Annotated in this window: 8 protein-coding genes; 1 reads left to right on the top strand and 7 read right to left on the bottom strand. The window is 50.1% G+C overall.

What is annotated here, in order from left to right:
• Window positions 1-2 precede the first annotated feature (2 nt).
• The 6 genes from LQ567_RS18680 to LQ567_RS18655 form a co-directional block, all read right to left on the bottom strand.
• Window positions 3-1,571 (bottom strand): sialidase family protein, encoded by a 1,569-nt coding sequence (locus tag LQ567_RS18680; RefSeq protein ID WP_231007057.1) that lies wholly within the window; start codon window positions 1,569-1,571, stop codon window positions 3-5.
• Between the two features lie 6 nt (window positions 1,572-1,577).
• Entirely contained in the window at window positions 1,578-2,843 is a 1,266-nt protein-coding gene (locus tag LQ567_RS18675) for an MFS transporter (RefSeq protein ID WP_231007055.1), read from the bottom strand.
• A complete protein-coding gene (locus tag LQ567_RS18670; RefSeq protein WP_231007053.1) occupies window positions 2,840-3,982 on the bottom strand; it encodes a kelch repeat-containing protein in 1,143 nt (380 codons plus the stop codon). Before LQ567_RS18670 ends, LQ567_RS18675 begins: the two co-directional genes overlap by 4 nt.
• A 9-nt stretch (window positions 3,983-3,991) precedes the next feature.
• Window positions 3,992-4,924 carry a dihydrodipicolinate synthase family protein gene (locus tag LQ567_RS18665; protein ID WP_231007051.1) on the bottom strand — a complete coding sequence of 311 codons (933 nt, stop codon included), beginning with the start codon at window positions 4,922-4,924 and terminating at the stop codon, window positions 3,992-3,994.
• Window positions 4,925-5,001: 77 nt separating this feature from the next.
• Window positions 5,002-6,528, bottom strand: coding sequence for a RagB/SusD family nutrient uptake outer membrane protein (locus LQ567_RS18660; RefSeq protein WP_231007037.1), 1,527 nt, complete (start codon window positions 6,526-6,528; stop codon window positions 5,002-5,004).
• A 21-nt stretch (window positions 6,529-6,549) separates the two neighbouring features.
• A complete protein-coding gene (locus LQ567_RS18655) occupies window positions 6,550-9,906 on the bottom strand; it encodes a SusC/RagA family TonB-linked outer membrane protein (protein ID WP_231007036.1) in 3,357 nt (1,118 codons plus the stop codon).
• A 131-nt stretch (window positions 9,907-10,037) separates the two neighbouring features.
• Between LQ567_RS18655 and LQ567_RS18650 the strand changes: the two genes are divergently transcribed.
• Window positions 10,038-10,763: a FadR/GntR family transcriptional regulator gene (locus LQ567_RS18650; RefSeq protein ID WP_231007030.1), complete on the top strand. Its 726-nt coding sequence runs from the start codon at window positions 10,038-10,040 to the stop codon at window positions 10,761-10,763.
• 149 nt (window positions 10,764-10,912) lie between these two features.
• Here the strand turns inward: LQ567_RS18650 and amaB are convergent, their stop codons facing one another.
• Window positions 10,913-12,442, bottom strand: coding sequence for an L-piperidine-6-carboxylate dehydrogenase (gene amaB / locus LQ567_RS18645; protein ID WP_231007023.1), 1,530 nt, complete (start codon window positions 12,440-12,442; stop codon window positions 10,913-10,915).
• Between the last annotated feature and the right edge of the window lie 81 nt (window positions 12,443-12,523).

The raw sequence follows: 12,523 nt of genomic DNA, 5'->3' as shown, positions 1-12,523 counted from the left end.
CTTTATGGAATGATTTCCGCAACCGGTACGCGTACAAAATTCAGATCCCTTATCCCTTCGTATAAGAGCCCCAAGGTGTGATCATCGATCTGCACCAGTGATGAGTAGCCATATGCTTTCCGCTCATCGATCAGTATACGGTTTGCCGGCAGCCAGGTTTCCCCGAGGTCAAGGCTCGCCTTAATCGTTAATTGATCACGTGCATAAGTGTTATTCATATTGCTGAAGAAAAGGACTTCTTTTAATACGCCCTTTACCCGCACCTTTGCTTTAATAATGGAACCCATACAAACGGGGTCCGGCAGCGCATGGTAGGAGCTGGGGTGCTCCAGCCAGGTTTTTCCATAATCTTTTGTAGTGGCGATACTCCGGAAGCTACCCCGGTTATCGCGCATGTTCAGCATCAGTACGCCCGGCCGGGTTTCCACCACCTGGCTTTCGGTTGTGTTCGATCGCGCGCCAATGCCCGATTTCCAGCTTTGCCCATGATCCGTACTGTAAATGACAGATGAATGAGGGATGCCCGGTTTCTTTGTTTCATCCCAGTATTGGGAAGGAAAAACCAGGGTGCCGTTTTGCATGGCAATACCATTTCCCGGTCCCTGAAAATACAAATGCCAGGCGGGGTTCTTTACCTGTGCGGTGATATTGATGGGCGCCGACCATGTTTTTCCGTCATCCGCACCATACGCCAGTACAAACTGCCCGCTGCTATCGGGCGAGAGGCCCGGTTCTGAACCTGCTATCGAACGGTTTCCTTTACTCCAAAGCGCCGCCACCCATATTTTTTTGGTTACCGGATCAAATAAAATAGCGGGGTCGCCGATACCACTGTTTTCCCCGGTCTTTCCCATTGACAGGATCACTTTCATGGGTTCCCAGGTTTGGCCGCCGTCGGTGCTGCGACTCATTCCCACATCAATATCTGCGGGCAGGTCGCGGTCATTTTGATACCGGATATCATATACGGCGATCAGCGTGTTTTTATCGGTTCTTGTTAAACCAGGTATCCGATAGGTGTTTACCGCATCATCACCGGGCATACGGATGCGCACGCCCGTAGCCCAGCCCTTTTCCTGCGGCTGCCGGTTGCGGGGAATCAGCACTTTGTTATCTGCCAGCATCAGCTGTGTTACCTCCATTTTTACAGATACCCCTACAGGCGCCTGTTCTTTTAAAACAGGACTCATCCACAGATAATTAAAGCCGGGCTTCAACGGAACATTTACAGCCAGCAACAGGTTACTCCCGGTTACCGTGCCTGTACCGGCAATATTCCTGCCGGAGAACAGGGGTTCATTGCCGGTATGGTATACCGTTATTTTTTCAAATGCAGCCATGGCCTGCGGATTGATGCGCACGGAAATATTTTTTACCGGTGGGGCTGTGGCGGGTACATATACGCTGATCCGCTGCACGGGATTACTGCCGGCTCTTTTTAAAACCGGTATGGTATAATTTACAATTTCGGCAGTGGCGGCCTGCTGTCCGTAGCTTACGGCGGCCAAGCCGGTCATTAAGATCAAATGAAGGGCGCCATACAGGCGCGTTCTGATGATTGTTGTCTGCATACTGATTTACGATTGATGCTGTTCCGTATAATTATTAGTCCTGGGCTTTAAAAAAATAAACTGGAGAAGCATTGCAACCATAACGATGCCGGACATCATGGCAAAGTTTCTTCCAAGATGCCCTTCATCCGTGGCCTTCCCCAGCAGGTTTGTAATAAATGCGCCGGCAAAAACGCCCACCATATTCATAAAGCCATAGGCGGTAGCCCTTAGCCGGGGCGGAATAAACTGGCAGAGGACCGGCATATTATTGGCGTCGAAAATTCCAAAGCCTATTCCAAAGCAAATAGCCGCACCCATCACTGCAGGCAGGCTATGGCCAAACCCCAGTAGTACCAGTGAAGGAATGGTGAAACCCAGGCCGATTGCACTTGTATAAATACGGCCTCTTACATTTTTTTGTACCCACCGGTCGGAAAGGAGGCCGCCCAAAATAACGCCTGCAAAAGAAGAGAGGGCTATGGTAATGGTGGCCATTGGTCCGGCTTTTGACATCGGAAGCTGCAGGGTATCTGCAAATAATGTCGGCAACCAGTTCTTGATTGCCCAACCCGGAAGACTGGGGGCCGCAAAACAAAACAGGATCACCCAAAAAGCAATATTGGAAAAGAGGGTTACCAGCCCGCCGAATACATGTATTTTTCCCGGCCCGGTACCAGCAGCCGGTTTCGGTTTTGTATCCTTTAACAAAAGTGCCAGGATTGCCGCATACGCAATGCCTGCAATACCAAACCAATGGAATGCCGTATGCCAGGTGTAGGCTGCGGCCACTGTAGCACCAAATCCGCCCAGCGCCTGGCCGGCGTATAAGCCCGTCATATGAATGCCAATAGCCAGCGACCGCGTTTTACCGGTATGATAATCGGCGATCATGGCAAGGGCTGCGGGTAAATACAGGGCCTCACTTACGCCCATAAGCGCGCGCAGTCCCAGCAGCTGGTTAAAGCTGGTTGCCATACCCATCCCGTAGGTAACCGCCGACCAAACCAGGAGGCTGCTTACAATCAGCCATTTCCGGTTCACCCTGTCGGCCACCGCACCGGCCACGGGGCTCATAAAACCGTAGATGTACAGGAAGATCGCCATCAGAAAGCCAAAGCGCTCTGCCCGTTCCAGTTCCTGTATATCGACCTGCATCGCCTCCCGCATGGTGCTGAGCATCTGCCGGTCCATATAATTGAGCAATGCCACGCCCCACAAGAGCGCCACCACCATCCATGGATAGAAGGCGGATTGTTTTTGGGAAGCTGTTGTATTTGTTATCATCTTCATCGGATGCTTGCTTCAAGGATGAACGGACTGCGCACACCGGCCTTTATCTCGCCGGACGGGAGCCATAGCCGGTTGTTGCCTGTAACCGCGGTGGTGGTTACCGGAACGGGGAAAGGAATGCTTCCGGCACTCATCCACCGGTCGTTTTCGATATCATACAACAGGATCTCATTGCTAAAGCCGGGATGCGTTTCCTGTACCCGGTTCTTTTCTTCGGTAAGTGCCTGTTTTTTTACAGGGTCCTGTTCCTTTCCGATGGCACTGATCAATACTTCGGTTTTATGAAACGCCGTTCCCCTGTCTCCGCCCAATAAGGCAATATACCGGTTTTCAATGACTGCGCCCGTTCCTGCGCTCAAGGCATAGGGCAGGTTTTTCTTTGCCATCCATTGCCCGGTGGCTATATCATAAGCAAACAGACTGTTATATAAGTTGCTGACACCGCTTTCTGTTTTGCTTCTGCCGCCGGCAAGGAAAACGGTGCCGCTCTCCGGCATGGATACCAATACGGCATGTGATACCGGGTGCGGAATATCCGGCAGGGGCTGCCAGCCTTTAAGCGTGTCTTCCAGGTCCAGTTTAAAAAACCGGGAAGATACGGTGGTTCCTGTTTCCCCGCCCGCTACGTAGATCGTGTTTCCGATGGACGTGCCTGCAGCATTCGTAAGCGTCAGTGGCAATGAGGGAAGGGAGCTGAACACCGGCATCTCTTTATCAAACTGAATCAGCAGCACCCGGCTGAGCGGCCCTTTACCTGCTTCGCCGCCCACACAAACAATCCCAGAGGATGTGCTGCAATTTGCGCTGTACGCCACGGGGTAGGGCAAGCGGAATTCCCTGAAGAATGGAACTTTTTCGTTGAGGTCCGTTACATATACCTGACTATAGTACTGTTTCTTGCCACCCTTCCAGGGCATTCCATCCGGAAAATTGGCCCCGCCTCCTATCAATAACCAATGGCCCAGGATGCCCGTAACCGGACCGGCGTATCCCAGCGACTTCGCTCCATTTGCTGAAGGGAGTAGTGCAAACTGCTTCCATTGAAATGCCGGTTTACTTTTGTGCCGGGGATGGCAGGCAATCCATTGCATACTTAAAATGAATAATAAATAATACAGATATCGAATGCATTTAAACATGTGTGCAATTTATTCAACCGGGAGCCGGGAACGGAAGTCTTCAAAACCGATGGCAGCTACGTCCTGTTTAAAGGTATCAAACGCCGCATCATTCATATTGAGCACAGGTAAGCGAAACGCTCCGCAATCCATTCCCACCAGTTTCATGTAAGCTTTCCCCGTAGCGATGCCTCCGTATTTGCCCAATAGCCGGATCATTTCGATGGCCCGGTACTGAAGATCCTTTGCCGTTTGCAGAGATCCCTTCTTAAACGCGTCTATCAACGCATGATACAGGGGCGCTGCATAATTGTAGGTACTGCCTACCGCACCAAAGCTCCCCAGGGCCAGTGCCGAAAGCATGTTTTCATCCCGCCCCCAAAGCATGTCGTACCGGCCACCGTCTACATACATACAGGAAAGAAAATCCATAAAGTCTTCATGAGTGTATTTGATACCGGCAAAATTCGGGATGGATCCGTCAACTGCTTTTAATAAATCATACATGCTGACCGGGCAGCCGGTTAACACCGGGATATGATAATAATAGAAAGCCGTTTGGGGTGCCGCAGCCGCAACCTCCTTGCAACACTCGGCAAGTGCCGCAGGGGTAAAGGGCTTAAAATAATAGGGCGCCGTAAAGGAAACAGCGTACAAGCCTACCCGGGCGGTATGTTCGGCCATTTCGATGCAATCACGCAGCGAAGTGCCTCCTACGAGATTGATGACTTTAAAAGCATCATCGCCATGGGTGGCTTCGGCCCAGGCCTCGGCTACCTGCTTTTTCTCCTCCTTGGTTTGAGAAACGCCTTCACCGGTAGAACCATTGATAAAAGCGCCAATCATCTTATTGTGCTTTAGAAAGCTGTAGTAAGCGGGTATCCGGTCCAGGTTAAGACTGCCATCCGGATGCATGGGTGTAAAAGGGGCAGCGATGAGACCTGTCAATTTTTTATAACTCATAAATTTTATATACTATTGAATGAAAACAATTTTTTGCACATACACGGCAGCTAATCTATATTATTTTGCCGATGGCATCAATATCCGGGCGTTTGCGCCAACAGAGGGTCATTATTCATCATCGACTGAGAAATGGGCAGCAATAATTTTGCCACCGTGGCGGGTGAAAGATAGGCCGGTTTAATGGCCGCATACACATAATTATCGCCGGCTCTTCTTAAAGCCCACCAGCGTTTACCTTCTCCGATATATTCTCTCAGGTATTCTTCCAGAATGGCGTTCAGATTATCGGAAACGGATCCGTTTACAAAAGCAGGAGCCGCGGCGCCATACGCTCTTGCCCGTATCTGGCTGATCTCTGAGGAGGGATCTTCGCCCAACTTGGCCTTTGCCTCGGCCATCAACAGCAATATATCTGCATAGCGGAATACGGGATAATCATTATTATACACCTGTGTGGTACCGGAAGTGGCGCCAATAAATTTTGTAAGCATCACTCCTCTTGTGGCAAAGGGTGCGGCGGCGGAATACATGACTTTGAATGAATACGGTATCCGCTGGTCCGCGGCATTTGCCGTTAGCTTGTCGATCGTGGCCTGCGACATGCCTACCCGGTTGGCGCCCCCCACATACGGATATACGGACGAAACCGTAGGTGTAGCGGCCTTGGCAAAAGAAAGACCGGAAGCCTGGATATTATTTACCAGGAAATTGCCAAATGTACCCTGTGTTGCCTGCCCCAGTTCATAGTTAACCGCAAAGATGATCTCCGGGTTATTGCTTTTTTTTGTAGGGTCAAAAATATCGGCGAAATTGGTTTGCAGCCTGATTGTACTGCCCTGTAAATTTATGATTTCCTGCAGCGCCGTTTTGGCTGTTGTGAGGTCGGCATTGCCGCCGCCTAAGTGGGTACCGGACCAGAGGTACACATCACCTTTCAATGCCAGCGATGCTACGCGGCTCCAGAAAACGCGGTTGCCCGCAGGAAGCGTATTGCTGCTTCCAAATAACTGGAGCGACTTTTCGATATCGCTTTTTATCTGCAGCATTACTGAATCCGGTGTGCTCCGGGCCTTATAGGTTTCTGCAGCATTGTTTATAGTAACAACCGGTGTGGTCGACAACGGTACGCCGCCCCAGGTTTTGAGCATGGTGTAATAAATATAGGCCCTCAGACCGTACATCTCGGCCACTTCCCGCTGGCTGGTAACCGCATCCACCGGGCTTTGAGGCAGTACATCTATAACATTGTTAATCGTATATATAAGACCGTAGAACCCGCCCCAGTTTGCATAAGGTACATTCAGGGCGCTGATATTATGCGTATATAATTGCTGGGCGGTACCGTCTACCGATTCTGTAAAAATACCATCGGCCCATATATCTGAACGCATTTCACCCAGGTTAAAAAAAGTACCCACGTTGGAGCGGAACAAAGCGTAGGCGCCGGCATACAGGGTTTGTGCGGCACCGGCATCTGTTAGCGCCAGTGATTTACTGATCCGGTCCTGCGGGATCACTTCATTCAGCTGCTGCTTGCAGGATGTGGCAACCAATGCAATCCCCGCGAAGCCCATTATAAGAGATATTATATTCGGTTTCATTATTGTAAAATTTATTGATGGTTAAAACGTGATCTGTGCTCCAAATGTCAGCCGCTTGGGCAACGGGTAACGGCCATTATCAAATCCGCCTACTTCCGGGAAAATGCCGCTGTACTTTGTAAAGTATACCAGGTTGGATCCTGTTACGGATACACTGAGCCCTTTAATTTTATTCCTGAGAAAGGTTGTCAGCAGCTGACGGGTGAGGCTGTAGCTCAATGTCATTTCTCTCAGCATCAGGTAATCTCCTTTTTCCCAAAGGTTGGCGGGGGGATTATTGCCCGACGCATCGGTTGCAAAATTCCGTCCCTGGTTGGCCCAATAGAACATGGGAAGTGATGCATTCGGGTTATCAGGCGTCCAGGTGTTCAACACTTCTTTTGTACTGTTTTGAGATCCCTGCACCTGGCTCAGCCCTCTGAGTGTATTATTGTTCAGGATCACAAAACCATACGCATAATCAAATGCCGTATACAGCCGCACGCCTTTAAACCCGGCATTTAAAAAGAAACTGCCCGATCCTTTTGGCGTGGTACGCCCCACAAAAACATATTGCCGCGAGTCGATGGTATCGTTCTTATTTACCTGCAGCCACCGGGCATCGCCCAGTTGTTTGAATTTTTTATTATCACCCGTATACGGCAGGAAGGCATTGTACACACTGGCATCAGCCGCAAGCATCTCCTGTGTGGTATAAATACCTGCCCATTTGGGCGCCCATACTTCATCATAGCCCACACGCTCGCCTTCTATCAAACCATTTACCTGCTTTAACTGTTCGGGATTCTGGGGATCCCAAACCTGTATGGTGCCTTGCCTGTTGCCTGGCAGTCCGTTGTAGGGAAGTTTGATTGCATAGCTTTTAACGGTATAATAAGTAGCTCCCAGGTCCAGGCTAAAACCTCCTTCTTTTTTAGGAGCGATCGCCTTTGCATTGATCGACAATTCCCAGCCCCTGTTCTGCAGCTGGGATAAATTAGTGGTATAGCTGGTAAAGCCGGTCTGTGCTGAAATTGGCAGGTTCGCCAGCTTATCAAATACATTCCTGATAAAGTAATCACCGATGATGGTGATGCGGTCCTGGAAGAAGCCAAGGTCTGCACCCATGTTCAGCGAATTGGTCCGCTCCCATCTCAGGTCGGGATTGATATAATTGGGCGCATACGTGCCCCCCATTCCATTATACACCCCGGCATTGGAATATACCTGTGCGGTAGGGAAGTAACTGGTACCAAAATATTGCAGGTTTCCATTTCCCCCGTAGCTGAGGCGTGGCTTAACAGTACTGATATATGTTGACAGCTTGCTGTTTTTGAAAAAGTTTTCGTTGTGCAGGTTCCAGCCGGCTGATGCCCCCGGAAATAGTCCATAATAGTTGGTTTCATTGAGCCGGGTAGACCCATCCAGCCGGAGAATACCGGTAAGGAAATATTTACCCCGGTAGGAATAGTTGAGTTTGCCGATACCTGAGGCCAACCGCTCCCAGTAAGGAAAATTGGAAGAAGCGCTGGCCGGGTTCACAATCACCCCGTTTACCACAGACGGCGGCGTAGCGGCTGTTAGCCAGGGAATAATATCAGTAGGCGCGCCGGATGCCGCACCGGAGAAGGTATAGCGCTTATAATCCAGGAACTCTCCACCGGCCATGAAACTGATATTGTGATCATTGATATTTTTATCAAACTGTAAGAAGCCGTTATAGGTATATTGAATATCGCGATAGTTGCTGAAGGAGGCGGAACGGGTAGTATTCATGGAGCCACCATTGCCCTGTTGATAGGCCTTTGTAAAGTTATTATTGTTCTGATAAAGCATATATCCTGAACCATTGGCCACAAACTTAAGGAATGGGAGTATGGTATATTCAAGGTTCAGGCTTCCCATAAACCGCTGCTGGTTGGTGCTGTTAATATATAAATTACCCCAGTATTGCGGATTACCCAGGCTTACATCATTAGGGCCAGGCAGTACAACACCCGATGTGTCGTTATAGTAACGTACGGTAGGAGCCACACCCAGGAACCGCTGCATAAGACCACCGGTGGCGCCGGTACTGCCGGCAATACCGGGCTCTGAGTAAGGTACGCCCTGGTCAATATTATAAGCGGATGTATTCAAGGCCACCTTCAGGTTCTTTCCTACATTTAATGAGCCGTTAAAGTTCATATTGATCCGTTTAAGCCAGGAACCGATGATTACACCATTATCTTTTACGGCATTGAGGTTTAATGCAAACCCGCCCTGATCATTGGCCCCGGAAAGCGACAGTGAATGCTCGGTGGTATTTGTCCGTTGCATCAGCATGGCTTCCCGCTCCTGCGTGGATATTTCGCGATACAGGATGCTATCTCTGGCGGCCGGGTAAAATGGATTGGGATCCACCAGTAATTTCCAGTTGGGGTCTGTAAGATATTTCCTGTTGGCGTTGGTAACCAACTGCGTTGTGTAAAGCCCTACCGGCGATGTATTGGTAGCGCCCAGGGCCCAGCCCCATGCACCGGTAAGCTGGCCTTTATCCCCGGTAACGCCGGTGCCGGTAAGCGAATCGGCGATATACCTGGCCCGCAGTCCCAGCCGGTTCATACGGATATAATCTGCAGCACTTAAATAATCATCCGCTATACTTCTTGGATAATTGATGGTTTGCCGGATGGAGTACTGAACCTGCGTTCTTCCCTTCTTTCCTTTTTTTGTGGTGATGAGCACCACCCCGTTGGCGGCACGCGCGCCATAGATTGCAGTAGACGCAGCATCCTTTAATACATCCATGGATTCTATGTCGTTCATGTCTAACCCGTACAAGCTGGGCAACACCACTCCATCCACTACCACCAGGGGATCACCGGTTCCGTCAAAGCCCGTTCCGCCCCGGAATACGATCTTGGGCGAGGTGCCCGGCTGCCCGGTTGTTTGCTGCACCAGTAAGCCCGGCACCGTACCCTGCAGTGCGGCGGCAACATTGGTATTGGGATTGTGCTCCAGCGCCAGGGGATTTACTTTGGAGGCGGCACCATTAAAATCCCTTCGTTTTTGCGTACCATAACCCACTACAATTACCTCATCCATTTTGGAACTAAGCTGCGCAGATAAAGCAACCGTAATCCCCGACTGGCTGTCTACGGTAACCTGTTTGGGGTCGTAGCCCGTATAGGATATTAAAAGTACATCACCCGGTGCGGCGGCAATAGAAAAAGCGCCTTCGTCGTTGGCAACCACGGTAGTGGTCTTTCCCTTAATCGTAATGGTGGCCCCGGCCAGTGCGGTGCCGGTCGCTTCGTCGCGCACCAGGCCGGTCAATGTTTTCACCTGCGAAAGTCCCGGCAGGGTCATTAAAAAAAGCAGGACAAGCAGGCCACATTTTGAGCAGATTTGCTGCATAACAAACAATTTATCGTTTTAGCATTATGTATAACATAATAAAATTAGGAACAAATTTTAGATTTCCAAATTTTTTAAAAAATTTTCCTGGTATCCGTGTAAATAAATTACTTTACGGCATTATTATTACAATGGAACGTATATTCAAAGCAATAGAAAACAGAAGCCTCGTGGACAAGGTGGAAGCTAACCTCATTGAATTATTGCATCAACACAAGCTGAAGGTAGGGGATAGCATTCCGAAGGAGCTGGAGCTTTCCACCGCACTCGGCGTAAGCCGCACGGTAATCCGGGAAGCCCTTATGCGGCTCCGCTTGATGGGGCTTATCGAAAGCCGTAAGAAAAAGGGCGCCGTGATCACCAGTCCCGATATTTTTGGAACCCTGGCCAAAAGCATGAACCCCTATATTCTTAGTAATGATACATTAAAGGAGATTTTTGAGATACGGCTGGTACTGGAAATCGGGATGGCCGATCTGCTCTTCAGGCACATTACTGCAGAAGATATTAAAGAATTGAAGCAGATCGTAAAGAACGAGCCCGCCGCCGCCCGTAACCGGATGTTTGAGGCCTCTTATGAAATCGCCTTTCACGGAAAGCTTTACCAGATCAGCCATAATGAAACCCTGATGAAATTTCAGAAATTGCTGCTGCCCGTCTTCGATTATGTCGAAAAAAGCTCTTTACTGGCGCCAGTACTGAATCCCAAAAAATTTGTTTCCCACAAGCAACTGATCGGCATTCTGGAAAATGGAACACCGGAAGAATTCCGGAACGGAATGCGCAACCACCTGGAGAACCACTTTATACGGCTTAGTCTGGATGCTGGTCCTTCAGCAGCAGCAAAAGATGCATAGTGCTGCCAGCCGGCGATAATGCCCTGCCTTTTTCTATAATCCTATCCGTAAAGACATCATCCCGGTTTAACGATGAAGCGGATCCTGAAACAGGAAGTGCTCCGGAAATATTCCGCCTCATCGGAACAGGTTGACATTCGGTGATCCTGTCAGATATTGAATGCGATCCCCTGTGCCAGCGGCAGCTCTTTCCCGTAATTGATCGTATTGGTTTGACGGCGCATATAGGCTTTCCAGGCATCGGAGCCACTTTCGCGGCCGCCACCGGTTTCTTTTTCCCCGCCAAATGCCCCGCCGATCTCCGCACCGGAAGTACCGATATTCACATTGGCGATACCACAATCCGAACCCGCGACAGAAAGGAATAATTCGGCTTCCCGCAGGTTCAGGGTCATGATAGCGGAAGATAATCCCTGCGGCACATCGTTCTGCATTGCAATGGCCTCTTCCATATCCCGGTATTGCATCACATACAGGATGGGGGCAAAGGTTTCGGTTTGCACGATCGCAAAATGGTTTTCTACAACTGCAATGCAGGGCTTTACATAACACCCCGAAGCGTACTCCGCTCCTTCCAGGACGCCGCCTTCCACGATAAAAGTCCCCCCTTCGTTTTGGATCGCATCCAGCGCCTGCAGATACTGCGCAACGGCATCTTTATCAATCAACGGCCCTACATGATTTCTGGCATCTAAAGGATCGCCGATCCTTAGTTGCGCATATGCATTTTTCAATTTCTCTGTGAGCTGGCCAAAAACACTTTCGTGAATGATCAGCCTGCGGGTGGTGGTACACCGTTGCCCGGCCGTGCCTACCGCACCAAATACCACCCCCATCAGGGTCATATCCAGATCAGCATCGCCCGAAACAATAATGGCATTATTACCGCCCAGTTCCAGCAGGCATTTGCCCAGCCGTGCCGCCACGGTAATATTCACCGCCTTACCCATGCGGGTAGATCCGGTGGCCGAAACCAGGGCCACGCGCGGGTCTTCCGCCATCCATTCACCCAGATCCTTACCGCCCTGTACCAGGCTGCAAAGCCCCTCCGGCAACTGGTTTTTGTTAAATACTTCCGTAAGGATCCGGAAACAGGCCAGCGCCGATAACGGTGTTTTTTCCGACGGCTTCCATACACATACATCTCCGCAAACCAGGGCAATCATGGCATTCCAGCTCCATACCGCTACAGGAAAATTGAACGCCGAAATGATGCCTACTATACCTAATGGATGCCATTGCTCATACATCCGGTGAGCCGGCCGCTCCGAATGCATGGTGAGCCCGTATAACTGGCGCGACAGGCCCACGGCGAAGTCGCAGATATCGATCATCTCCTGTACTTCGCCCCGGCCTTCCTGCAGGCTTTTGCCCATTTCATAGGAAACCAGCTTTCCAAGAGCATCCTTATGTACCCGTAATGCTTCGCCGATCTGGCGCACGATCTCGCCACGTGCAGGCGCCGGAACCGTTCGCCAGTAGCGGAATGCGGCTTGTGCCTTAGTGATCACCTGGTCATATTCCGCTTTGGTTACGGTTTGTACACCGGCTATTTTATGGCCATCCACCGGCGACCAGGAATTGATGCCTGCACCGGAGGTGGAGATGAATTGAACCCCATCGGAGGCTCCGGGATTTTGTTCGCTGATTGAAAATGTATTTAAGATATCGTTGATCATGATTTGGAATTATTTTTTGTTTTACCGTAAAAAGAGTTGCAATGAAAATCCGGAAAGAACACTGCGATACATACGCCTGCA

The organism is Niabella pedocola, assembly GCF_021044425.1.
Classification (GTDB): Bacteria; Bacteroidota; Bacteroidia; order Chitinophagales; family Chitinophagaceae; genus Niabella; species Niabella pedocola.
Note: the sequence above shows the minus strand (reverse complement) of the source record. Positions and strands in the feature narration are given on the sequence as shown.